Genomic DNA, 24,468 nt, shown 5'->3' on the forward strand with positions numbered 1-24,468 from the left:
GGTTAATCCGTTATTTTACCCTTTTCCACGGTGAACATCTTCGAATTTTTGTCCGACATGTCCATTACGTGCTCGGCGCTGATCGCGCTGACAAAAACCTGTGACTGCGTGGCTTTTAACCGGCTGGCTAACAGGCCGCGCTTCTCGTCATCAAGTTCGGAGGCAAAATCATCTATCAGGTATAAACAGCGTCGTCCGCTTTCACGCGTTAAAAACTCGCCCTGCGCCAGACGCAGCGCGCACATCAGGAGTTTTAACTGCCCGCGAGACAGCGTATCTTCAACCGGCGCACCGTCCGCCCTGATGCGGAAATCCGCTTTATGCGGACCGTGAGCGGTGTAAGTCAGCATGCGGTCGCGCTCAAAATTGCGCTCCAGCACCTCACTGTAATCGGTCTCCTTTTCCCACCCGCGCTGAAACGAAAAAGTGAGGGAGAACTCCGGTAAAAACTGGCGGCAGGTATCAGCCATATCTTCCGCAATGGCGGCACTGTATTCGGCACGCCAGCGGCTTAGCTGTTCCGCCAGCGGGATCAACTCTTTATCCCACGGACGAAGCTGCGCATAGTGGCTCACCTGGCGCAATGCGGCGTTGCGCTGCTTCAGCAGGCGCTTGAGATTGCTCCAGGCGGTAAAAAAACCGCTCTCATTGTGAAAACAACCCCAGTCAAGGAACGCTCTTCGATATTTGGGGCCGCCATTGAGCAAAGTAAACCCCTCAGGGGTGATGAGCTGCATCGGCATCAGCAGGGCCAGTTCAGCGACTTTGTGACCGTCGGTGCCGTCAATGCGCACCTTGCTGTCGCCGAGCTTATCTTTGGTCAAACCAATCGAGGTTTCGCGCTCTTCGCCCTGCAATCGCCCATGTAAAACAAAGGATTCCTGCTCATGACGAATCACGCGGCCGATTTGCAAACTGCGAAACGCCCGGCCATGACCGAGCGTGTAAATGGCTTCCAGCACGCTGGTTTTACCGCTGCCGTTGGCGCCGACGAGGAAATTAAAGCCGGGAGATAACGCGAGATCTGCATTCTCGATGTTACGGAAATCTTTGATCAGTAATCGGGTTAGCGACATGATTTACTCATCACCAGGGCGTTATCGTCGCAGTTAGTCTGGTTACGGCCAGCGCACAGCAACCGGAGCGTACTGAAGTACGTGAGGATTGCGAGCACTGCCCGGAGCCAGAATAACAAGTAAGATAGCCCGATACTTTTCTACAAACGCATTGGCATGACGACATAGGCCGCGCTTTGACTGGCCGCATCTTCAATCTGCACGCTGGAAACTGAATCCGTCAGCAGAATACGTACGTTCTCGCACTTCAGCGCATTCAGTACGTCCAGCACATAGCTGACATTAAAGCCGATTTCCATTTCGCTGCCAGCGTAGGTGACGTCGAGAAACTCTTCGGCTTCTTCCTGCTCCGGGTTGTTGGCGGTGATTTTGATCTGGTTCTCACTGACATACAGACGCACACCACGGAACTTCTCGTTGGAGAGGATCGCCGCGCGGGCAAATGCCTGCTTGAGCGAATCGCAGCCAGCTTCCAGCGTTTTGTCAGGATTCTTCGGCAGAACGCGACGATAATCCGGAAAACGGCCATCAACCAGTTTGGAAGTGAAGATGAAATCACCGACGTGCGCACGAATATTGTTGCTGCCAATCTGCACGCGCAGCGGCGTATCGCCACCATCAAGCATACGCATCAACTCAATCACGCCTTTACGCGGCACGATCACCGAATGGTTCGGCAATGATTCGCCAATTGGCATCGAACAGACCGCCAGACGGTGGCCGTCAGTGGCCACGGTACGCAGCTCTTCGCCTTCGGTTTCAAACAGCATGCCGTTTAAGTAGTAACGTACGTCCTGATGCGCCATGGAGAACTGTGTCGCTTCGATCAGGCGCTTCATCGTGGCCTGCGGCAGCGTGAACTCCACTTCGCTTTGCCAGTCGTCCAGATTCGGGAAGTCCGCAGCGGGCAGCGTGGATAACGAGAAACGGCTGCGCCCGGAACGGATCAGCATACGCTCGCCTTCCAGCTGCACGGCGATTTCCGCCCCTTCCGGCAGACCGCGACAGATGTCGAAGAATTTACGCGCCGGTACCGTGGTTGCGCCCTGTTCATGCGGCTGAACCAGCGCAACGCGCGCCACCATCTCCATTTCAAGATCGGTGCCGGTCAGCGACAGCGCGCCTTCAGTAACCTGAAGCAGCAGATTACCGAGAATAGGCAACGTCGGGCGACCGCCCAATGGGCCGCTAACCTGTTGCAGCGGCTTTAATAAATGTTCACGTTCAACGGTAAATTTCATAGCGTCACGAAGATAATGTTCTGATTAAATTGGAAAAATCTTCTTTGATATCATGGCTTTCTTCACGCAACTGCTCAATCTTACGGCAGGCATGCAGCACGGTAGTATGGTCGCGACCACCAAAAGCATCACCGATTTCCGGCAGGCTATGGTTAGTCAGCTCCTTTGCCAGCGCCATCGCCATCTGGCGCGGACGTGCTACCGAACGGGATCGACGCTTGGAGAGAAGATCCGCAACCTTGATCTTGTAGTACTCGGCCACTGTCTTTTGAATATTATCAATGGTGACCAGTTTTTCCTGTAGCGCCAGCAGATCGCGCAATGCTTCACGGACAAAATCGATGGTGATCGCGCGACCGGTGAAGTTGGCATTAGCAATCACGCGGTTCAGCGCCCCTTCAAGCTCACGCACGTTCGAGCGCAGGCGCTTGGCAATAAAGAAGGCCACTTCGCCCGGCAGACGAATATCGTTTTCATCTGCTTTTTTCATCAGGATCGCAACGCGGGTTTCCAGTTCCGGCGGCTCGATCGCTACCGTTAAGCCCCAGCCAAAGCGAGATTTTAAACGATCCTCAACGCCATTGATCTCTTTCGGATAGCGATCCGATGTAAGAATGATCTGCTGATTGCCTTCCAGCAACGCGTTAAAGGTGTGGAAAAACTCTTCCTGGGATCGTTCTTTATTGGCAAAGAATTGAATATCGTCAATCAGCAGGGCATCAACGGAGCGGTAGTAGCGTTTAAACTCTTCGATCGCATTGTTTTGCAGGGCTTTTACCATATCCTGGACAAAGCGCTCGGAGTGCATATACACCACTTTGGCATTCGGCTTTCGCGCCACAATGCCGTTACCCACCGCATGCAGCAAGTGCGTTTTACCCAGACCTGTACCGCCATATAAAAACAGCGGGTTATAGGCACCACCGGGGTTATCCGCAACCTGGCGAGCCGCCGCGCGAGCCAGCTGGTTGGATTTACCTTCAACAAAGTTATCAAAGGTATGTTTCACATTAACATTGGAACGATAGGTCGGCTCTGCCGGCGCAGGAACATTGTCCCAGCCAGGACGCGCTGCCGGCGCTGCACGCTGAACGACGACCTGCGCCGCCTGTGCGGGCGCAGCGATTGTCGCAGGTTCTTTCAGCGACTGGCTGACCGGGCGGGAACCCACCTCAAAACGCAGCTGCGGGGCATCCGGGCCGCAGAACTCATTCAGCAGTCCATTGATATTATTAAGATATTTGTCTCTTACCCAATCGAGCACAAAACGGTTTGGCGCGTACAGTGCCAGCGTGTTATCGCTCAGTTCCGCCTGCAACGGGCGTATCCACATACTAAATTCTGTGGCTGGTAACTCATCCTGCAATCGGGCAAGACACTGCTGCCAAAGCGAAAGTGACACGGCGGACTCCACTCGAACGAAAATCGATAAATAAAAAGACAGAAACATTAAAGTTTTTTGACGCACATCGATAAGACCCAACCGGGTGACGTGCGAACCGCTATCTACGGTTTGTGCCCTAAGAACGATCCTGGATCGCGATCGGGACCGCGGATCATAGCGTAAACCGCCGCAGAGATCTTCTGTTTCTCACAGATTCTTTATGATTTATCCACAGGGCAATTCGGAACCGGCTAAGTGTAATCGATCCGCGCAGGCGTGCGGGACGTTTTAGTCCGCATATTGGAAAATTTAATGAGTAATGATGATTTCTTGCTTAAACGATCTAATGAAGATCCTGGAGGATCCTTGCGCTTTGCCGTTTGCCCCGTATAATTCTGCCCCCGGCGCGTCTTGCTCGTTTTCAGGCGTCGAATGCAGCTTATTTTTTGCGCGATTATGTGCGAAAATACGTGCGCTATAAGGAAAGAGAATTGACTCTGGAGTGTACAATTATTACAATCCGGCCTCTTTAATTACCCATGGCTTGCGCGCCTGTCGTTCGATATCCGTTCAGGCATACGCAAAAGTCAGTGAATTTATTCAAGTTTAGGTAGAAACCGCCATGAAACGCACTTTTCAACCGTCTGTACTGAAGCGCAACCGTTCTCACGGCTTCCGTGCTCGTATGGCTACTAAAAATGGTCGCCAGGTTCTGGCTCGTCGTCGCGCTAAAGGCCGCGCACGTCTGACCGTTTCCAAGTAATAAAGCTAACCCCTGAGTGGTTAAGCTCGCTTTTCCCAGGGAGTTACGTTTGTTAACTCCCACTCATTTCACTTTCGTCTTCCAGCAGCCACAACGGGCTGGCACGCCGCAAATCACCATCCTCGGCCGCCTGAATTCGCTGGGGCATCCCCGTATCGGTCTGACCGTCGCCAAGAAAAATGTTAAACGCGCCCATGAACGCAATCGGATTAAACGTCTGACGCGTGAAAGTTTCCGTTTACGCCAGCATGAATTGCCAGCAATGGATTTCGTGGTGGTGGCGAAGAAGGGGGTTGCCGACCTCGATAACCGTGCTCTCTCGGAAGCGTTGGAAAAATTATGGCGCCGCCATTGTCGCCTGGCTCACGGGTCCTGATAGCCCTGATTAGGGTCTATCAACGCCTGATTAGTCCGCTACTTGGGCCGCACTGCCGTTTCACCCCCACCTGTTCGCAATATGGAATTGAGGCATTGCGCAGGTTTGGTATGTTAAAAGGCAGTTGGTTGACAATGAAACGCGTATTAAAATGCCACCCTTTACACCCGGGTGGCGACGATCCCGTCCCGCCAGGACCTTCTAAAACCAGAGAACACTAACGATGGATTCGCAACGCAATCTTTTTATCATCGCTTTGTTGTTCGTGTCTTTCATGATCTGGCAAACGTGGGAGAAGGATAAAAATCCTCCTCCGGCGCAGCAGCAGACCACGCAGACTACGACCACCGCAGCGGGTAGCGCAGCCGACCAGGGCGTACCAGCCAGTGGCCAGGGGAAACTGATCACGGTGAAAACCGATGTGCTTGAGCTGACCATCAACACCCGTGGTGGTGATGTTGAGCAGGCACTGCTTCCGACATACCCGAAAGAGTTGGGCTCCAATGAGCCGTTCCAGTTACTGGAAACTACGCCGCAGTTTATCTATCAGGCACAAAGCGGCCTGACCGGTCGTGACGGCCCGGATAATCCGGCTAACGGCCCGCGCCCACTGTATAACGTAGAAAAAGATGCGTTTGTGCTGGCTGATGGTCAGAACGAACTGGCGATCCCGCTGACTTACACCGACGCGGCTGGCAATACCTTCACCAAAACCTTCACGCTGAAACGCGGCGAATATGCGGTGAACGTAGGCTACAGTGTGCAAAACGCCGGTGATAAACCGTTGGAAGTAGCAACGTTTGGTCAGCTGAAGCAATCCATCAATTTGCCTTCTCACCGCGATACCGGCAGCAGCAACTTTGCGCTGCATACCTTCCGCGGTGCGGCGTATTCCACGCCTGACGCGAAGTATGAAAAATACAAATTCGACACCATCGCCGATAACGAAAACCTGAACGTCAGCTCCAATGGCGGCTGGGTTGCGATGCTGCAGCAGTATTTCGCTACCGCATGGATCCCTCGTAACGAAGGTGCGAATAACTTCTATACCAGCAATCTGGGTAATGGCGTAGCCGCTATCGGTTATAAATCCCAGCCGGTACTGGTGCAGCCGGGTCAGACTACCGCGCTGAACAGCACCCTGTGGGTCGGCCCGGAAATTCAGGACAAAATGGCTGCGGCGGCGCCGCACCTGGATCTGACCGTGGATTACGGCTGGTTGTGGTTTATCTCTCAGCCGCTGTTCAAACTGCTGAAGTGGATCCACAGCTTCCTGGGTAACTGGGGCTTCTCCATCATCGCAATCACCTTCATCGTTCGTGGCATCATGTACCCGCTGACCAAAGCGCAGTACACCTCCATGGCGAAAATGCGCATGCTGCAACCGAAGATTCAGGCCATGCGTGAGCGTCTGGGTGACGACAAACAGCGTATGAGTCAGGAGATGATGGCGCTGTACAAAGCGGAGAAAGTAAACCCGCTGGGCGGCTGCTTCCCGCTGATTATTCAGATGCCTATCTTCCTGGCGCTGTATTACATGCTGATGGGTTCCGTTGAACTGCGCCATGCGCCGTTCGCACTGTGGATCCATGACTTGTCTGCACAGGACCCGTACTACATTCTGCCGATCCTGATGGGCGTAACGATGTTCTTCATCCAGAAGATGTCGCCGACCACCGTGACCGACCCGATGCAGCAGAAGATCATGACCTTTATGCCGGTCATCTTCACGGTGTTCTTCCTGTGGTTCCCGTCAGGTCTGGTGCTGTACTATATCGTCAGCAACCTGGTGACCATCATTCAGCAGCAGCTGATTTACCGTGGTCTGGAGAAGCGCGGTCTGCATAGCCGCCAGAAGAAAAGCTCCTGATACGCGAGCCGGGTAAGCGAAGCGCCACCCGGCAAAAGGAACAACAAACAAAGGGCGGTCAGTTGACCGCCTTTTTTATTTTGAGATTTCGGAAAACATACCATGAGCCATAACGACACTATCGTCGCACAGGCCACCCCACCGGGACGCGGTGGGGTGGGGATCCTGCGTATTTCGGGCGTAAAAGCGCGAGACGTGGCGCAGGCGGTGCTGGGCAAGCTGCCGAAACCGCGTTATGCCGACTATCTGCCATTCCAGGACGCTGATGGCAGCGCGCTGGATCAAGGCATTGCGCTGTGGTTCCCGGGCCCGAACTCCTTTACCGGTGAAGATGTACTGGAGCTACAAGGGCACGGCGGCCCGGTTATCCTCGACCTGCTGTTAAAACGCATACTGACCTTACCGGGGCTGCGCATTGCCCGGCCGGGCGAGTTCTCCGAGCGTGCGTTCCTTAACGATAAGCTCGATCTGGCGCAGGCTGAAGCGATTGCCGATTTAATTGACGCCAGTTCCGAACAGGCCGCGCGCTCCGCACTGAACTCGTTGCAGGGCGCTTTCTCTGCCCGTGTTAACCACCTTGTGGAAGCACTTACTCACCTGCGAATCTATGTGGAAGCGGCTATCGACTTCCCGGATGAAGAGATCGACTTCCTTTCAGACGGCAAAATCGAAGCCCAGTTGAACGACGTTATCGCCGATTTGGACGCGGTACGAGCTGAAGCGCGTCAGGGAAGCCTGTTACGTGAAGGAATGAAAGTGGTCATTGCTGGTCGCCCAAATGCAGGGAAATCGAGCCTGTTGAACGCGCTGGCCGGGCGTGAAGCCGCTATTGTGACGGATATTGCAGGCACCACGCGCGACGTATTGCGCGAGCACATACATATCGACGGTATGCCGCTGCACATTATCGATACCGCCGGTTTGCGCGAAGCCAGCGACGAAGTGGAACGTATCGGTATCGAACGCGCCTGGCAGGAGATTGAGCAGGCCGATCGCGTGCTGTTTATGGTTGATGGCACCACCACCGATGCGGTTGATCCGGCAGAAATCTGGCCGGACTTTATTGCCCGTCTGCCCGCCAGATTACCGATCACCGTGGTACGCAATAAAGCGGATGTTACCGGCGAGCCGCTGGGTATCAGCGATGTGAACAATCACTCACTTGTGCGTCTCTCCGCGCGTACCGGCGAAGGCGTTGACGTGCTGCGTCAGCATCTCAAGCAGAGTATGGGGTTTGACACCAGCATGGAAGGCGGTTTCCTGGCGCGTCGCCGGCACTTACAGGCGCTTGAAGCGGCCGCAGAGCATCTGCAACAGGGTAAAGCGCAACTGCTGGGTGCCTGGGCAGGTGAATTGCTGGCCGAAGAGCTGCGCCTCGCGCAGCAGAACCTGAGTGAGATCACCGGCGAATTTACCTCCGATGATTTGCTGGGCCGTATCTTCTCCAGCTTCTGTATTGGTAAGTAATCGTACCGAACGGCCATAAAAATGGCCGTTCCTGTTATAACGACGAAGCCTCGTAAAGTGCGGGATTGGCCAAACAAAGTGTAAATATCCCCGCCAGGACTTTTCAGAAACCAATTTCCGCATTAAAACCTATGGACTATGGGCGATAATATTCACTATCGATTCGATTCATTCAGACCATTATCACGGAGAGAAAAATGGCTACGCATTTTGCACGAGGGATAATTTCCGAAGGGCATCTTGTCTCCACGCGACTACCGGTGTCCTGTCACGATACGGCTCGCCAGCTTCCTGAGCATCGCCGCACACGTTTTCTTGCTTCCCGTGCATTACTCGCTGAAATGATGTTTATGCTGTATGGCACCAGCGAACTGCCAGAGATAGTCATTGAATCCAGCGGCAAGCCGAAGTTTGCCGACGTGAGGCTGCCGCACTTTTCGCTGGCCTATGCCGGGAATATGGTGGGTGTCGCCATTACGACTGAAGGCGAATGCGGTCTGGATATGGAGTTGCAACGCGCTACGCGCAGTTTTCACAGTGTGCACGCGCAGAAGCCCCTTTTCAGCAATAATGAACTGCTGTGGATCAATAACCAAAACGATCCCAACGAAGCGCAAACTCAACTTGTCACGCTGCGCCAGAGTGCAATGAAATTGATCCATCAAATGCACGATGATCAAGGCCTGCTGCAACTGTTGCCTGGCTCCGGACGTCTGCGTCTGACGCCGCTAACGCGGGTTGAAGTGATGTCTGATGCAGAAGATGTGCTGATCTGGTCTGTAGCGGTATCTCCGGCCATCGAAAGCCTGAAAATATGGGAATTCGATAGCCGTACAGGGTGGCGTTATCTCTCCGATGTGCAAACGCGCGCCAACGATCCCGCCTCCCGGTTAATGCGTTTCACCAGCTTGCCCGCAGAAAAAGCCCTGATCCTTAATTGATCCCATAATGAGGAGTCATCATGTCTGTTGAACTCAAGGTTGTGACCCTGCTCGGTAGCCTGCGTAAAGGCTCTTTTAATGCCATGGTCGCGCGCACATTGCCTAAGCTTGCGCCAGCGGGCATGGACATCACGCCATTGCCTTCGATTGCCAATATCCCGCTGTATGATGCCGATATTCAGCAAGAAGAAGGTTTCCCGGAAAGTGTGCAGGAACTTGCCGAACATATCCGTGCGGCTGACGGCGTGGTGATTGTGACGCCGGAATATAACTACTCAGTGCCGGGCGGCCTGAAGAATGCGATTGACTGGCTGTCTCGCTTACCAGAGCAGCCGCTGGCGGGTAAGCCGGTGCTGATTCAGACCAGCTCAATGGGCGCGATTGGCGGCGCGCGTTGCCAGTATCATCTGCGCCAGATCCTGGTGTTCCTTGATGCGATGGTCATGAACAAACCGGAGTTTATGGGTGGGGTGATTCAAAGCAAGGTTGATCAGCAGACGGGAGAAGTGGTTGATCAAAGCACGCTTGACCATCTGACTGGCCAGCTTACGGCTTTCGGCGAGTATATTCAGCGCGTTAAGCCGTAATGGAACCCCCTCCCGCAGCGCGAGAGGGGAAAAGCATTAATGCGCGTCGATAAAGACGATTTTCAGCAGGAACAGCACCGCAACCACAATCACGCATGGGCTGAGATCGCGCAGGCGGCCAGTACCGATTTTCATCACGCAGTAAGAGATAAAGCCCAGCGCGATACCTTCGGTAATCGAGAAGCTGAACGGCATCATTACCGCAGTGATAAACGCCGGCACGGCTTCTGTCAGATCATGCCAATTCACACGCGCCAGGCTGGATGTCATCAGCACGCCCACATAGATCAGCGCACCCGCAGCAGCATAGCCTGGTACCATACCCGCTAACGGCGACAGGAAGATCACCAGCAGGAACAGCAGGCCAACCACCACCGCAGTCAGACCGGTACGGCCGCCAACAGAAACACCAGAAGAAGACTCGATATACGCGGTAACAGAAGAGGTACCGATAAAGGCACCAGTCACCGAAGAGACGCTGTCGACAAACAGCGCCTGCTTCATGCGCGGGAACTTACCACTTTCATCCACCAGCCCGGCTTTATCGGTCACGCCGATCAGCGTACCGGAGGAGTCAAACAGGTTCACCAGCATAAACGAGAAGATCACACCCGCCAGGCCAATATTAAAGGAACCGGCCAGATCCACATTACCGACAACGCTTGCCACGCTCGGCGGCGCAGAAACAATACCGTGATACTGCACATCGCCCAGCAGCCAGCCCAGCAGTGTAGTAACAACAATCGACACCAGCACAGCGGCGTGAATGTTGCGCGACGCCAGAATAGCGATGATAAAGAAACCAAGAACGCCCAGCAGAACGCTGTGGGAAGTCAGGTTACCGATGCTCACCAGCGTCTCTTTGTTCGGCACGATTACGCCAGCGTTTTTCAGCCCCATCATGCCAATAAACAGCCCAATACCGCTGGTGATACCCACGCGCAGACTGACCGGAATATTGGCGATCATCCAGTAACGAACGCGGAACAAGGTAAGCAGCAACAGACCCACCGCGCCCCAGAAGATTGCGCCCATGCCGATCTGCCAGGAAAGCCCCATGGCGCCAACAACCACAAACGCAAAGAAGGCGTTCAGACCCATTGCCGGTGCCAGCGCAACCGGCAGGTTAGCTACCAGCCCCATCAGGATGCTGCCGAACGCAGCAATCAGGCAGGTGGTCACAAATACTGCGCTGGTATCCATCCCGGCGACGCCCAGAATCTGGGGGTTAACAAAAACGATATACACCATCGTCAAAAACGTCGTGAAACCGGCGATCACTTCGGTGCGTGCCGATGTGCCGTGCTCGCGTAATTTAAACACGCGGTCAAGCAACCCCTGGCCCGAAGCCTGGGTAGTGTGTTGTTGGCTCATTATCAATTTCCGGAATAGGGGGGAAAATTCGTCGCTATCCTATACCAAAATGAGACAATATTGACGGTTATCACACACTTTTTTTCATTGAATTTGCTTATACGGCAACGATTGCGTTTCGCTATCTGCGTTAAGTAAACGTTAAACTCGCAATAACAGGAAATGGCATGTCCCACATTGATGCAATATTTTTCGACTGTGACGGCACCCTGGTCGATAGTGAAGTTATTTGTTCCCGCGCCTATGTGCATATGTTTCAGGCTTTTGGCATCACACTGGATCTGGAAGAGGTCTTTAAACGCTTTAAAGGCATGAAGTTATACGAAATTATTGATGTCATCGCCGGAGAGCGCGGTGTAAGCCTGGAGAAAGAGGCGCTTGAACCCATTTATCGTGCGGAAGTGGCGCGCCTGTTCGACAGCGAACTGGAAGTAATTGCCGGTGCGAACGCATTGCTGGATGCAGTGAGTGTACCGATGTGTGTGGTTTCTAATGGCCCGGTCAGCAAAATGCAACACTCATTGGGCAAATTAGGCATGCTACATCACTTTCCTGGAAAACTGTTTAGCGGTTATGACATCCAACGCTGGAAGCCCGATCCGGCGTTAATGTACCATGCAGCCAGAGCGCTGAATGTTGATCCTGTGAACTGTATTCTGGTGGACGACTCCTCCGCTGGGGCACAATCAGGAATCGCGGCAGGGATGGAAGTGTATTACTTCTGCGCCGATCCGCATAACAAACCCATTGATCACCCTAAAGTGACGACGTTCACTGATTTAGCGCAGCTGCCGGAACTCTGGCGTGCGCGTGGGTGGCATGTTACGCGTTAATCTAAACCACTAAACAGGATGTTTTTATGGCTCAGACAAACCGTTCTCTCCCGGTATTTAAGTACCACCCTCAGCCCCTGGACACGGGCGTCTTTTCACAAAGAAAAACTGTGACTTGCGCCTGCTGTGAACAGCTAACGGACGTGTATTACACCAACCCGTTTTACACCACAGCGGATGTCGATACCCTTTGCCCGTGGTGCATCGCGGATGGTTCCGCCGCGCAAAAATTTGGCGGCAGCTTTCACGATAAGTCCAGCATTGAAGGTGTGGACAGCCTGTTCGATGATGAGGGTGAATTTACCGGTTTCAAAAATCCGTGGCCGGAAGCCAGTTTGCAGGAATTGACTCAGAGAACACCGGGATATTGTGGCTGGCAGCAGGAGTACTGGCTGGCGCACTGTAATGATTTCTGCGCGTTTATCGGCTACGTTGGCTGGCAAGATATTGCTGACAAACTCGACCAGTTCGTGGATATTCAGGCCGATTGCGATGCCTTCGGCATGGATTATGAGAAATTACCGGAATACCTGCTCGATGGTGGCGACTGCCAGGGATATCTCTTCCGCTGCTTACACTGCGGCAAATTACGGTTATGGGCGGATTTTTCCTGAGCAGTTCCACGGAATAAGGAACAACAGATGTCGGAATTACTCGAACGTTATCAGGGCTGTTTGCTCGGCCTAGCCATCGGTGATGCCGTCGGCACGGCGGTGGAATTCAGTGCAAAAGATTCCTTTCCGCCCATCACCGACATGGTGGGAGGCGGGCCGTTTCATCTGCAGGCGGGGCAATGGACAGACGACACCTCTATGGCGCTGTGCCTTGCGGAAAGCCTGATCGCTCGCCAGGGGTTTGATGCAAAGGATCAGATGAACCGGTATATGAACTGGTGGCAATGGGGTTACTTAAGCGCCACCGGCCACTGTTTTGATATTGGTACGACAGTCGCACACGCATTGCAAAAATATGCGAATGACGGCGATCCGTTTGCCGGTTCCAGCCATCCCAGAACGGCAGGAAACGGTTCGTTAATGCGCCTCGCGCCGGTGGTGCTGTGGTATTTCCCCGATGAGTTATTGGCGCTGGAGTATGCCGAAGCCTCATCGCGAACCACGCATGCAGCACCAGAAGCGCTCGCCTGCTGTCGCCTGTTTGCACAAATGCTGATGAACGCCCTGAGCGGTAAAAGTAAGCGGGAAACGCTGACAGCTATCCCGCAGCTACCGGAACAGGAGAATCTGCGTCGCATAGCTGAAGGGAACTACCTGAAGAAAACGCGAGCGGAGATCTTCGGTACGGGTTACTGCGTGCAGAGTCTGGAAGCGGCATTGTGGTGCTTTGCGCAGGGTAAAAACTTTAAAGAAACTATCCTGCTGGCCACCAATCTCGGTGACGATGCGGACACCACCGCCGCTATCGCCGGGCAACTGGCTGGCGCGTATTACGGTATTAATGGAATCCCGCAGCAGTGGCAGGAAAAACTGTGGCAGTACGGGGATATTGATACTCTGGCGAGAAAGTTACTGGCCAAATAACCCTGCAACAAAAACCCCCTCACAGCGAGGGGGTTATCGTTATATCACTCTTTAACATCTTTTCCGGCGAGCAGTTTATCCAGCTCGTCGCCGCCAACATGACGGAAATCTTGTCCCTTCACGAAGTAGAAGATGTATTCGCAGATATTCTGGCAGCGGTCACCGATACGTTCGATAGAACGGGCACAGAACAGGGCGGTCAGGACGCTCGGAATGGTGCGGGAATCTTCCATCATGTAAGTCATTAGCTGACGTACGATGCCTTCGTACTCCTGATCCACTTTTTTATCTTCGCGATAGATCCGCACTGCTTCGTCCAGATCCATACGGGCGAAAGCGTCCAGCACATCATGCAGCATCTGCACGGTGTGACGGCCCAACGATTCCAGGCTCACCAGCAGCGGCTGGTGCTGCTGAGAGAACTTCTCCAGCGCAGTACGGCAGATTTTGTCTGCCACATCGCCAATACGTTCCAGCTCGGCAATTGTTTTGATGATCGCCATCACCAGACGCAAATCGCTCGCCGTTGGCTGGCGTTTTGCAATGATGCGCACGCAGGCTTCATCGATGGCGACTTCCATCATATTAACCTGTTTGTCGCCTTCAACAACGCGCCTGGCCAGCTCGCTGTCCTGATTGTGCATGGCGGTGATCGCATCAGAAAGCTGCTGCTCCACCATCCCACCCATGGTCATTACCTGAGTGCGGATACTTTCCAGCTCAGCGTTGAACTGCCCGGAAATATGTTTGTTAAGGTTGAGATTGTCCATGGTGCACTCCAAATGCCCGACAGATTTCACGTGGTAACAAGGTCGCTTATACCCTCAGGGTGCAGCAAATCAACCATAGCGCCCGGTAATATAGTCTTCCGTTTGCTTCTTCTTCGGCTTCGTGAACAGATCATCTGTGTTGCTGAACTCAATCAACTCACCGAGATACATAAACGCCGTGTGATCGGAACAACGTGCAGCCTGCTGCATGTTGTGCGTCACAATAACCACGGTGTAATCCTGTTTCAGTTCCGTGATCAGTTCTTCGATACGACCGGTAGAGATCGGGTCAAGGGCTGAACAGGGTTCATCGAGCAACAGCACTTCCGGGCGAATCGCGATACCACGGGCGATGCACAGACGTTGCTGCTGACCACCGGAGAGAGAGTATCCGCTCTGGTGCAGTTTATCCTTGGTTTCGTTCCATAATGCGGCCTTGGTCAAAGCCCACTGTACACGCTCGTCCATATCCGGACGCGACAGCTTTTCAAACAGGCGCACGCCAAAGGCGATGTTGTCGTAAATCGACATCGGGAACGGCGTTGGTTTCTGGAATACCATCCCCACTTTCGCGCGCAGCAGCGCGATATCCTGCGTATTGGTAAGAATGTTGTCGCCATCCAGCAGGATCTCGCCTTCGGCTCGCTGCTCAGGGTAGAGCTCAAACATTTTGTTAAAAGTACGCAGCAGCGTGGATTTACCGCAGCCTGACGGCCCGATAAACGCCGTTACCTGATTTTTGGCAATATCCAGGCTGATGTTTTTCAGTGCATGGAATTTGCCGTAATAGAAGTTCAAATCACGAACCTGAATTTTGCCCGGCGTCGTATCAACCATACTCATTTATCTCTTTCCTCAACTCGACGCCGCTTTCGCCGCGTCGCAAAAATTAACCGTGTTTACTCTTCGCGAAAATGACGCGCGCCAGAATATTCAGCAGCAGTACGCAGAGCGTGATAATCAGCACCCCGGCCCAGGCCAGTTGCTGCCATTCGGCAAACGGGCTCATGGCGAATTTGAAAATGGTCACTGGCAGGTTAGCGATAGGCTGCATCATATCGGTGCTCCAGAACTGGTTAGAGAGCGCGGTAAACAGCAGTGGTGCCGTTTCCCCGGCGATACGCGCCACGGCCAGCAGCACCCCGGTCATAATCCCGGAAACAGACGCTTTCAGCGTAATGGAAGCAATCATCTTCCACTTCGGTGTACCCAGCGCATAAGCCGCTTCGCGCAGGCTGTCCGGCACCAGTTTCAGCATGTTTTCCGTGGTGCGGATGACAATTGGCACCTGCAACAGCGCCAGCGCAATCACGCCCGCCCAGCCGGAGAAGTGCTGCATCTGTGCGACGACAATGGTGTAGACGAACAGGCCAACCACAATTGATGGCGCGGAAAGCAGAATGTCGTTGATAAAACGGATAACTTCGGCCAGTAGCGATTTACGGCCATACTCCGCCAGGTAAATCCCCGCCATGATGCCGAGCGGCGTACCGACAATGGTCGACCACAGGATAAGCAGGCCGCTACCCGCCAGGGCGTTCGCCAGACCACCTCCTGCCGTATTTGGTGGTGGCGTCATTTCAGTAAACAGCGCCAGCGACATGCCGTCAAAGCCGCGCGTTACGGTAGACAACAGGATCCAGACCAGCCAGAAAAGACCGAACGCCATGGTCGCCATTGATAATGTCAGAGCAATGCGGTTTTTCAGACGGCGCTTAGCCTGCATTTTACGGCGCGATTCAGCCAGCTTTGTGATGCTTTGCATTTCGAGCGTAGCCATCAGCGAGCCCCCTCATTTTTCGCCAGGCGCATGATCATAAACTTAGATATAGCCAGTACGATAAAGGTGATCACAAACAGAATCAGCCCCAACTCCATCAATGCCGCAACATGCAGGCCGGACTCCGCTTCGGCAAATTCGTTCGCCAGCGCAGAGGTGATACTGTTACCCGGCATAAACAACGAAGCGCTGTCGAGTTGGTAGGTGTTACCGATGATAAAGGTCACCGCCATGGTTTCACCCAGTGCGCGTCCCAGACCCAACATCACGCCGCCAATCACCCCGTTTTTGGTAAATGGCAGCACAATGCGCCAGATAACTTCCCAGGTGGTGCAGCCAATGCCGTAGGCCGACTCTTTCATCATCACCGGCGTTTGTTCGAATACATCGCGCATTACCGCCGCAATGTAAGGAATAATCATAATGGCGAGAATAACCCCGGCCGCCAGGATCCCAATACCAAATGCCGGGCCAGAGAACAGTGCGCCAACAAACGGGATGTTAGAAAGCACGTTGCCCACCGGTTCCTGAAAGTAAGTCGCGAACAGCGGAGCAAAAATGAACAGCCCCCACATGCCGTACACAATACTTGGAATCGCAGCCAGTAATTCAATGGCGATACCCAGTGGACGCTTCAGCCAGTTCGGCGACAGTTCCGTCAGAAACAGCGCAATGCCGAAACTCACCGGAACGGCGATCAGCAAGGCGATGACAGAGGTAACAATTGTCCCGTAAATGGGCACCAGCGCACCGTAAATATCATTGGGCGCATCCCACTCTTTGGTCCACAGGAATGAAAAACCAAACTTCTGAATGCTTGGCCATGAGGAGAAAATCAGCGACACGATGATGCCACTCAACAGCAATAGCACAATCAGCGCAGCCAGTCTTACCAGCGCGCTGAAAATCATGTCACCTTTTTTACCCGGAGGATTAAATGCCGGCTTGGTTGCAGCCATAAATTACTCTTCAGTTTAACGTCTTACGAATTTGCCCGGTAATGCTTACGCGGCCAGGCCTACAGAGGATCTGTAAGGCGGATGGTGTAAGCGCCATCCGCCATGTTCTAAAAAAACCAGCTGTTAGTACAGTGCTTTACCGCTGCTGTCTTTCACATTGGTTTTCCATGCAGCACGAACTTGTTCAACTACGCTATCCGGCAGGGTTGCGTAATCAAGGTCGTTAGCCTGTTTGCCGCCTTTTTTATAGGCCCAGTCAAAGAATTTCAGGACTTCAGCACCTTGCTCCGGCTTAGCCTGCTCTTTGTGTACCAGGATAAAGGTAGTTGAGGTGATCGGCCATACGTCAGCACCTTTCTGGTTGGTCAGATCCTGCGCGAAGGATTTGCTCCAGTCGATATTTTTAGCCGCATTGGAGAAGCTCTGCTCAGTCGGGCTTACAGCCTTACCATCCGCAGACAGCAGCTTGGTGTAGGTCAGGTTGTTCTGCTTAGCGTAAGCATATTCAACATAACCGATTGAACCCGGAAGACGCTGAACGAATGCCGCGATTCCGTCGTTGCCTTTACCGCCCAGACCGGTCGGCCAGTTAACGGTAGAGCCAGAACCGACTTTCGATTTCCACTCTTCGTTCACTTTTGCCAGGTAGTTGGTGAAGACGAATGACGTACCGGAACCGTCAGCACGGCGAACTACGGCGATGTTCTGCGAAGGCAGTTTCAGGCCTGGGTTGAGTTTAGCGATCGCTGCGTCATCCCATTTTTTGATATTACCCAGGTAGATGTCACCCAGGGTTTTTCCGTCCAGCACCAGCTCACCGGATTTTATACCCGGGACGTTGATAGCCAGCACGATACCGCCGATTACGGTCGGAAACTGGAACAGGCCTTCCTGAGCCAGTTTATCGTCAGCCAGAGGGGCATCGGATGCACCGAAATCCACAGTTTTAGCAGTAATTTGTTTTACTCCACCAGAAGAACCAATACCCTGGTAGTTGATCTTGTTACCTGTTTCTTTCTGGTAAGTATCAGCCCACTTGGCATACACCGGCGCCGGGAAAGTTGCACCCGCACCAGTCAGGCTGGCTGCTGCATTAACAGCAAAAGCACTCAGAGAAAAGGTCGCGGCGACAACAGTTGCGACAGTGGTACGCATAACGTTCATAATGTCTCCTGCAAGGATCGTAAATCGTTGTTTAGTGGCTACGACGAGCAAAATAGGACACTTTGATGACAGTTATATGCAATCATTGTTACTGTTTGATGACAGCGGAAAAATATCGTTATCGCATGATATAAAAAAGATAAAAATCAAACTCTTAATAAAAAACATCACAGTAATATTTCAGTCATATTTTATTTTTGTGACAATAAAAAAGTAGTTGAAACGAATGAGAATTCACAAAATAAAGTAAAAAAAAGAGGTTGCCCGCCGGCAACCTCTTTCGCATTTTATGGCAATAAATGTTTACTCTACCGTTACTGATTTCGCCAGGTTACGCGGCTGGTCAACATCGGTGCCTTTTATCAGCGCAACGTGATAAGCCAGCAATTGCAGTGGCACGGTATAGAAAATCGGTGCAATCACCTCTTCGACGTGCGGCATATCAATAATGTGCATATTGTCGTTGCTGGTGAAACCCGCATCCTGATCGGCGAACACATACAGTACGCCGCCACGGGCACGCACTTCTTCGATGTTGGATTTCAGTTTTTCCAGCAGTTCGTTGTTAGGCGCAACGACAATCACCGGCATATCCGCATCAATCAGCGCCAACGGGCCATGCTTCAGCTCACCTGCCGCATAGGCTTCGGCGTGAATGTAGGAGATCTCTTTCAGTTTCAGCGCGCCTTCCAGCGCGATCGGATACTGATCGCCACGCCCCAGGAACAACGCATGGTGTTTGTCGGAGAAATCTTCGGCCAGCGCTTCGATGCGTTTATCCTGCGACAGCATCTGTTCAATACGGCTCGGCAATGCCTGCAAACCGTGAACGATATCGTGCTCAATGGACGCATCCAGCCCTTTCAGGCGGCTCAGTTTCGCCACCAGCATCAGCAGAACGGTAAGCTGAGTGGTGAACGCTTTAGTGGAGGCAACACCGATTTCAGTACCGGCTTTAGTCATCATCGCCAGATCGGATTCACGCACCAGCGAGGAGCCCGGCACGTTACAAATCGCCAGCGAACCCAGATAACCCAGCTCTTTGGACAAGCGCAGCGCCGCCAGCGTATCCGCCGTTTCACCGGATTGCGACAGGGTGATCATCAGGCTGTTATGACGCACAGCAGATTTGCGGTAACGGAATTCCGAGGCGATTTCCACATCACACGGCACACCAGCCAGCGCCTCAAACCAGTAACGGGAAACCATACCGGAGTTGTAAGAAGTGCCACAGGCAACGATCTGAATATGCTCAACTTGCGATAATAGCGCGTTGGCATTCGGACCCAGTTCGCTCAGATCCACTTCACCGTGGTTGATACGGCCGGTCAGCGTATTTTTAATCGCGTTCGGCTGTTCGTAGATCTCTTTTTGCATGTAGTGACGGTAGATACCTTTATCGCCCGCGTCATATTGCAGGCTGGATTCGATATCAGGCCGTTTTACCTGCGCGCCGGATTTATCAAACACGGTCACGCTGCGGCGAGTCACTTCCGCAATATCGCCCTCTTCAAGGAAGATAAAGCGACGCGTCACCGGCAGTAACGCCAGCTGATCGGAGGCAATAAAGTTTTCCCCCATGCCAAGACCGATAACCAGCGGGCTGCCAGAGCGTGCCGCCAGCAGAGTACCGCTGTCACGGGTATCCATAATCACTGTGCCATAAGCGCCACGTAATTGCGGGATAGCGCGCATAACCGCTTCACGCAGCGTGCCGCCCTGCTCAAGCTCCCAGTGAACGAGATGTGCGATAACCTCGGTATCCGTTTCCGAAACAAATACATAGCCACGCTCTTTTAACACTTCCCGCAGCGGCTCGTAGTTTTCAATAATACCGTTATGTACAACCGCAATATGATCAGAAACATGCGGATGCGCGTTACCTTCTGACGGTTCACCGTGTGTTGCCCAACGGGTGTGAGCAATACCAGTTCCACCATGCAGCGGATGCTCTTCTGCGGCCTGGGCCAGCATCTGGACTTTTCCAAGACGACGCAGACGGGTCATATGACCTTCTGCATCTACAACGGCCAGACCAGCAGAGTCATAGCCACGGTATTCCAGACGACGTAATCCCTCGAGAAGGATTTCTGCAACATCACGTTGCGCGACTGCGCCAACAATTCCACACATATTTTTCGATTCCGATTTAGGCGTTATGCCTTTTGTTGTCGGTCAACCTGTATCGCCCCGAGCCTTGTAGAGAGTGGGGTTATTTTTATAGGTACTGCCTGCCGGGCGGAGGAATTATCTTTCCCCTCACCCTAAATTCATTATGAATACATTGCCGGATGGCGCTGCGCTTATCCGGGCTACTTCTTCTTAACCGGACGTATCCAGCCTTGTTTATTGATTTGCGGTACACGGCTGATAACCAGTTCATTTTCCGCAACATTGCGCGTTACTGTAGTCCCGGCGGCGATAGTCGCACCTTTGGCAACGGTAACCGGCGCCACCAGCTGTGTATCGGAACCAACAAACACATCATCGCCAATAATGGTTTTGTGCTTGTTTGCACCATCGTAATTACAGGTGATAACACCCGCGCCAACATTCACGTTGTCGCCGATTTCCGCATCGCCCAGGTAAGTCAGATGGCCCGCTTTCGAGCCTTTGCCCAGACGCGCTTTTTTCATTTCCACGAAGTTGCCCACGTGCGCACCGGCAAGCAGTTCAGCGCCAGGACGCAAACGCGCAAATGGCCCGATAGTGCAATCAGCTTCGAGACGCGCATCTTCCACCACGCTGTAGGGGCTGATTTCGCAGTCGTCGCCGATGTCGCTGTTTTTCAGCACGCAACCTGCGCCAATCTTCACACGATCGCCCAGTTTTACGTTGCCTTCAATGATGACGTTAGCATCGATCTCAACATCCCGCCCGTGCTCCAGCGTACCGCGCAGGTCGAAGCGCGCAGGATCGCGCAGCATAACACCAGCCAGCAGCAGCTTTTCAGCCTGTTCAGCCTGATACGCACGCTCCAGCCGGGATAGCTGAAGTCGGTTATTCACACCTTCTACTTCGCTCAGGCGCTGCGGATGCACGGTAGTAATCTCACGGCCTTCATGCCAGGCAAGGCTGATGATATCCGTGATGTAATATTCACCCTGCGCATTATTGTTAGTCAGTTTGCTCAACCAGCGTTTCAGATCGCCGCCGTTGGCAATCAGAATGCCGGTGTTGATCTCGGTGATCTTACGCTGTTCTTCAGTGGCATCTTTCTGTTCAACAATGCCTGTCACCGCGCCGTTTTCACGCGTGATACGCCCGTAACCCGTCGGGTCGTCGAGCACCACCGTTAACAGACCGATGCCGCCCTGCGGTTTCGCATCGCGCAGACGCTGCAACGTCTCCAGCGAGATCAGCGGCACATCGCCGTAGAGCATTAAAATATCTTCATCGTCTGCAAAGAACGGCGCAGCCTGCTGCATCGCATGGCCGGTGCCCAACTGTTCTGCCTGCAGGACCCAGTTAAGCTTGATATCAGCGAGATGTTGTTTGAGCAAATCGCCACCGTGGCCATAAACCAGATGAACATTATCGGCGCCGAGAAGATTAGCAGTATCAATGACATGCTGAACCATCGCTTTCCCTGCAAGGGTATGCAGCACTTTGGGAATATCGGAGTACATGCGTGTGCCTTTACCTGCGGCAAGGATCACCACACTCATTTTTGTATTCAACATACGCGTCCTGACTGTCATTGGAGAAAGAAGTTAACCTCTTTCATATTGAAAATTCTACATATTTTGTAGCATGAAATGGAATGCTGGTGAAACGCCCAACATCCACAGTTACTGCGCTTTTGCGGGCTATTTTACCGACAAAGCAACCAGGTTTGCCGCTAAAAAATATCTCCATTTCTGTTTGCCGCTAATTCATACAATGGGTTAGCTGTTTTTTTTCATCCTGAATAAAGATCGTGCAAAAACAAAACGTCGTTTTGATCATTGGAGATTGTGACGCATAAAAAAGAAACAGCGTTTCATCTTGAAGATAATGGCGGGCAATAATCAATCAGGAGAATAAAATGAATTATAAAATACCTCTGGCTTTAACGGTTTGTAGCTCGCTTATCGCTTTTCCATCATCAGCAACGGTCTGGAAAGCAATCGCTTTTGGCCAATCGACCGACGTGAACTTTTCATCGAATGTTCTGCCGGAAAAGATTGGCGTGAATGATGTCACCATTGACGGCAAAAAACTCTCCGTAACGGACAGTGCCGATCTCTCCAGGCCCGTTACCCTCGAAAGCCGAGGCGGTAAAATCGCCAACGCTCATGACGGCCTGACGTTCTTTTATACCACTTTGCCTGGCAGTGAAAACTTCGTTTTACAGGCCACCGTGACCGTTGAGCAGTTCGGCCCGGAAAACGGCGCGAAACCCGCGGCACAGGAGGGTGCCGGATTGCTGGTGCGTGACGTGATTGGCAATCCGCGTCAGCAGCCGCTTAAAGAAGGTTATGAGGAGTTTCCTGCGGCGTCGAATATGGTGATGAATGCCATCATGACGCAGGATAAAAAAGACAATTTTCGCGTGAAGATGCAGGCGATCTCCCGTGAAGGGATCACGCAGCCCTGGGGTAATGCTGGTGCGGCAATAGTGAAACAGAGCTATCAGGAAGAGATTGATCTGCGCCAGACGCCGACCTTTCGCCTGAAACTGGAGCGCACCAACGACGGTTTTATCACGGCCTGGGCGCCGCAAGGCAGCGACCAATGGGTTAGCCGCAGCGTACCGCGCGCAGATCTTATCTCCATACAGTATAAGGATCATTATTACGTCGGTTTCTTTGCCTCGCGTAATGCCAAAATCACCATCAGCGATGCTTCGTTGACCACTTCAACGGCGCATACCGCTGTGACAAAACCCTGGCAGGCTAAACCGCTACCAGTCGTGGTGCAAATTGCCTCTCCTGCGCAAAGCAGCAGCGACAAATACACATTACAGGCACGAGCCAATTATGATGGCCTGTTCAGTACCCGGCAGGACGAAGTGGTGATCGGTAATGAAAAACCGGTTAAAGCGGGGGAAATGTATACCCTGCCCGCCACACTGAGTGGCAATGCCACGTTTGCAGTGACATTTATGCCCTCCAGCGCCAGCGACAATACGCCTGTCAGCCAGCAGATTAAGGTAGAGAAAATTGCCGGCCCGACAGCAGCAACGTTGTATGTCGCCCCCCAGGGTAAAAGCGAAGGTAAAGGTACGGCTGCATCCCCTCTGGATCTGACCAGCGCGATTCGCTTACTGCCGCCAGGCGGCAAAATTGTGTTGCAGGCCGGGGATTATGCACAAACGGAGATCCCTCTTTCCGCCAGTGGAGTGCGCGATAAACAGAAAATCCTGCAAGCGGATGGAAAAGCCGTGATCCACGGCTTGCTGATTGACGCCAGCTACTGGCACATTAAAGGTATAGAAGTGACCGAGAAAAGCTTGCGTATTCAGGGCAGCCATAACGTCATCGAAAAAGTGGTCGCCTGGCGTAATGACGATACCGGTATTCAGATTTCATCGCCGGAAAAAGTGGGCCGCGCCCTGTGGGCGAGCAACAACCTCGTTATCGATTCGGAATCCTGGGGTAATGAAGATCCGGGGAAAATTAACGCTGATGGTTTTGCCGTGAAGATGCGCGTTGGCGAAGGCAATCACCTGAAACGCTGCTATTCACATGACAATATTGATGATGGTTTTGACCTGTTTAACAAAATCGAGGATGGCGCAAATGGCGTTGTGGTGATCGAGGATTCTATTGCCAGCAACAATACCAGTAACGGTTTCAAACTGGGGGGCGAAGGGCAACCGGTCGCGCATCAGGTTCGTAACAGTAAGGCGATAGGTAATTATCTGGATGGTTTTACCGATAACTTCAATCCGGGGAAACTGCGGGTTGAAAACAATATTGCTGTCGATAACCAACGCTTTAATTTCATCTTTCGTCCGGCCCCGTATGGCGATGCGTCAACGCAAGGCGTGTTTAGCGGCAACATATCTGTGCGCAGTAAGCCGGGAAAATATGATGATTCAGTGGTGGGGAATGTGGATGAGACGAACTACTTTATCATCGACGGTAAAAGCGTAAATCTGGCGCAAAAAGAACTGGATAGTAAACCGTATCTGGTGCAACTCAGCCAGTGATGCCAGATAGCGCTTCGCTTATCACACAACGGTAAGCGCGGCGCCACTCAGCGTATCAGCACATTAGTGGTTGAACGTACCGAAAGAAATGTTCATGTTGCTGAAAAGAGCGATGATTTTATTGATCAGTTTCATGATGGCGTCCTGATAAGTGAGAGTGTTTTTTGTGATTTACATCACAAAAAGAAGTCTACCCCTCATTTTTTAAC

General features: G+C 52.7%; 22 protein-coding genes. 11 read left to right on the forward strand and 11 right to left on the reverse strand.

Annotated elements, in window-relative coordinates; all coding sequences use genetic code 11:
• Window positions 1-2: 2 nt before the first annotated feature.
• The 3 genes from recF to dnaA form a co-directional block, all read right to left on the reverse strand.
• A complete protein-coding gene (recF, locus tag DK872_RS23575; RefSeq protein ID WP_007369399.1) occupies window positions 3-1,076 on the reverse strand; it encodes a DNA replication/repair protein RecF in 1,074 nt (357 codons plus the stop codon).
• A gap of 140 nt (window positions 1,077-1,216) precedes the next feature.
• Entirely contained in the window at window positions 1,217-2,317 is a 1,101-nt protein-coding gene (gene dnaN / locus DK872_RS23580; RefSeq protein ID WP_007369398.1) for a DNA polymerase III subunit beta, read from the reverse strand.
• Between the two features lie 4 nt (window positions 2,318-2,321).
• On the reverse strand, window positions 2,322-3,719 hold the full coding sequence (gene dnaA / locus DK872_RS23585) for a chromosomal replication initiator protein DnaA (protein ID WP_007369397.1): 1,398 nt from the start codon (window positions 3,717-3,719) through the stop codon (window positions 2,322-2,324).
• A 604-nt stretch (window positions 3,720-4,323) separates the two neighbouring features.
• Here dnaA and rpmH point away from each other — a divergent pair.
• The 7 genes from rpmH (at window position 4,324) to DK872_RS23620 (ending at window position 9,705) form a co-directional block, all read left to right on the forward strand.
• A complete protein-coding gene (gene rpmH / locus DK872_RS23590; RefSeq protein ID WP_000831330.1) occupies window positions 4,324-4,464 on the forward strand; it encodes a 50S ribosomal protein L34 in 141 nt (46 codons plus the stop codon).
• 16 nt (window positions 4,465-4,480) lie between these two features.
• Complete coding sequence (gene rnpA / locus DK872_RS23595) at window positions 4,481-4,840, forward strand: ribonuclease P protein component (RefSeq protein ID WP_035886831.1); 360 nt, start codon at window positions 4,481-4,483, stop codon at window positions 4,838-4,840.
• A complete protein-coding gene (gene yidD, locus DK872_RS23600; RefSeq protein WP_071531959.1) occupies window positions 4,804-5,061 on the forward strand; it encodes a membrane protein insertion efficiency factor YidD in 258 nt (85 codons plus the stop codon). Before rnpA ends, yidD begins: the two co-directional genes overlap by 37 nt.
• Before the next feature lie 2 nt (window positions 5,062-5,063).
• The gene (gene yidC / locus DK872_RS23605) at window positions 5,064-6,710 is read left to right on the forward strand and encodes a membrane protein insertase YidC (protein ID WP_007369395.1); all 1,647 of its coding nucleotides are present in this window, start codon (window positions 5,064-5,066) and stop codon (window positions 6,708-6,710) included.
• A gap of 102 nt (window positions 6,711-6,812) precedes the next feature.
• Entirely contained in the window at window positions 6,813-8,177 is a 1,365-nt protein-coding gene (gene mnmE, locus DK872_RS23610) for a tRNA uridine-5-carboxymethylaminomethyl(34) synthesis GTPase MnmE (RefSeq protein ID WP_007369394.1), read from the forward strand.
• A gap of 197 nt (window positions 8,178-8,374) precedes the next feature.
• On the forward strand, window positions 8,375-9,118 hold the full coding sequence (locus DK872_RS23615) for a 4'-phosphopantetheinyl transferase superfamily protein (protein ID WP_007369393.1): 744 nt from the start codon (window positions 8,375-8,377) through the stop codon (window positions 9,116-9,118).
• Window positions 9,119-9,138: 20 nt separating this feature from the next.
• On the forward strand, window positions 9,139-9,705 hold the full coding sequence (locus DK872_RS23620) for an NADPH-dependent FMN reductase (RefSeq protein WP_007369392.1): 567 nt from the start codon (window positions 9,139-9,141) through the stop codon (window positions 9,703-9,705).
• A gap of 36 nt (window positions 9,706-9,741) precedes the next feature.
• Here DK872_RS23620 and DK872_RS23625 read toward each other — a convergent pair whose 3' ends face one another.
• Window positions 9,742-11,079 (reverse strand): NCS2 family permease, encoded by a 1,338-nt coding sequence (locus DK872_RS23625; protein ID WP_035886832.1) that lies wholly within the window; start codon window positions 11,077-11,079, stop codon window positions 9,742-9,744.
• A gap of 167 nt (window positions 11,080-11,246) precedes the next feature.
• On the opposite strand from DK872_RS23625, the gene yieH reads away from it, so the two are divergent.
• The 3 genes from yieH to DK872_RS23640 are packed head-to-tail and all read left to right on the forward strand — an operon-like array spanning window position 11,247 to window position 13,450.
• Window positions 11,247-11,912 (forward strand): 6-phosphogluconate phosphatase, encoded by a 666-nt coding sequence (gene yieH / locus DK872_RS23630; RefSeq protein WP_071921734.1) that lies wholly within the window; start codon window positions 11,247-11,249, stop codon window positions 11,910-11,912.
• A gap of 26 nt (window positions 11,913-11,938) precedes the next feature.
• A complete protein-coding gene (cbrC, locus tag DK872_RS23635; protein ID WP_035886833.1) occupies window positions 11,939-12,526 on the forward strand; it encodes a PF03691 family colicin E2 tolerance protein CbrC in 588 nt (195 codons plus the stop codon).
• Window positions 12,527-12,553: 27 nt separating this feature from the next.
• Window positions 12,554-13,450 (forward strand): ADP-ribosylglycohydrolase family protein, encoded by an 897-nt coding sequence (locus DK872_RS23640; RefSeq protein WP_007369388.1) that lies wholly within the window; start codon window positions 12,554-12,556, stop codon window positions 13,448-13,450.
• Between the two features lie 44 nt (window positions 13,451-13,494).
• On the opposite strand, the gene phoU is transcribed toward DK872_RS23640, so the two are convergent.
• The 7 genes from phoU to glmU all read right to left on the reverse strand — a co-directional run bounded on the left by phoU (window position 13,495) and on the right by glmU (window position 21,806).
• Complete coding sequence (phoU, locus tag DK872_RS23645) at window positions 13,495-14,220, reverse strand: phosphate signaling complex protein PhoU (RefSeq protein ID WP_007369387.1); 726 nt, start codon at window positions 14,218-14,220, stop codon at window positions 13,495-13,497.
• A gap of 69 nt (window positions 14,221-14,289) precedes the next feature.
• Window positions 14,290-15,063 carry a phosphate ABC transporter ATP-binding protein PstB gene (gene pstB, locus DK872_RS23650; RefSeq protein ID WP_007369386.1) on the reverse strand — a complete coding sequence of 258 codons (774 nt, stop codon included), beginning with the start codon at window positions 15,061-15,063 and terminating at the stop codon, window positions 14,290-14,292.
• Between the two features lie 46 nt (window positions 15,064-15,109).
• A complete protein-coding gene (gene pstA / locus DK872_RS23655; RefSeq protein WP_007369385.1) occupies window positions 15,110-16,000 on the reverse strand; it encodes a phosphate ABC transporter permease PstA in 891 nt (296 codons plus the stop codon).
• Window positions 16,000-16,959 (reverse strand): phosphate ABC transporter permease PstC, encoded by a 960-nt coding sequence (pstC, locus tag DK872_RS23660; protein WP_007369384.1) that lies wholly within the window; start codon window positions 16,957-16,959, stop codon window positions 16,000-16,002. Before pstC ends, pstA begins: the two co-directional genes overlap by 1 nt.
• A gap of 123 nt (window positions 16,960-17,082) precedes the next feature.
• Window positions 17,083-18,123 carry a phosphate ABC transporter substrate-binding protein PstS gene (gene pstS / locus DK872_RS23665; RefSeq protein ID WP_007369383.1) on the reverse strand — a complete coding sequence of 347 codons (1,041 nt, stop codon included), beginning with the start codon at window positions 18,121-18,123 and terminating at the stop codon, window positions 17,083-17,085.
• Between the two features lie 303 nt (window positions 18,124-18,426).
• Window positions 18,427-20,256, reverse strand: a complete 1,830-nt coding sequence (gene glmS / locus DK872_RS23670) for a glutamine--fructose-6-phosphate transaminase (isomerizing) (RefSeq protein WP_007369381.1) — start codon at window positions 20,254-20,256, stop codon at window positions 18,427-18,429.
• A gap of 179 nt (window positions 20,257-20,435) precedes the next feature.
• Window positions 20,436-21,806 carry a bifunctional UDP-N-acetylglucosamine diphosphorylase/glucosamine-1-phosphate N-acetyltransferase GlmU gene (gene glmU, locus DK872_RS23675; protein WP_035886834.1) on the reverse strand — a complete coding sequence of 457 codons (1,371 nt, stop codon included), beginning with the start codon at window positions 21,804-21,806 and terminating at the stop codon, window positions 20,436-20,438.
• Between the two features lie 344 nt (window positions 21,807-22,150).
• Here glmU and DK872_RS23680 point away from each other — a divergent pair, with 344 nt between their 5' ends.
• A complete protein-coding gene (locus DK872_RS23680) occupies window positions 22,151-24,259 on the forward strand; it encodes a right-handed parallel beta-helix repeat-containing protein (RefSeq protein WP_161518470.1) in 2,109 nt (702 codons plus the stop codon).
• The last annotated feature ends 209 nt before the right edge of the window (window positions 24,260-24,468 follow it).

It is taken from the genome of Kosakonia sp. MH5 (assembly GCF_009935945.1).
Classification (GTDB): domain Bacteria; phylum Pseudomonadota; class Gammaproteobacteria; order Enterobacterales; family Enterobacteriaceae; genus Kosakonia; species Kosakonia radicincitans.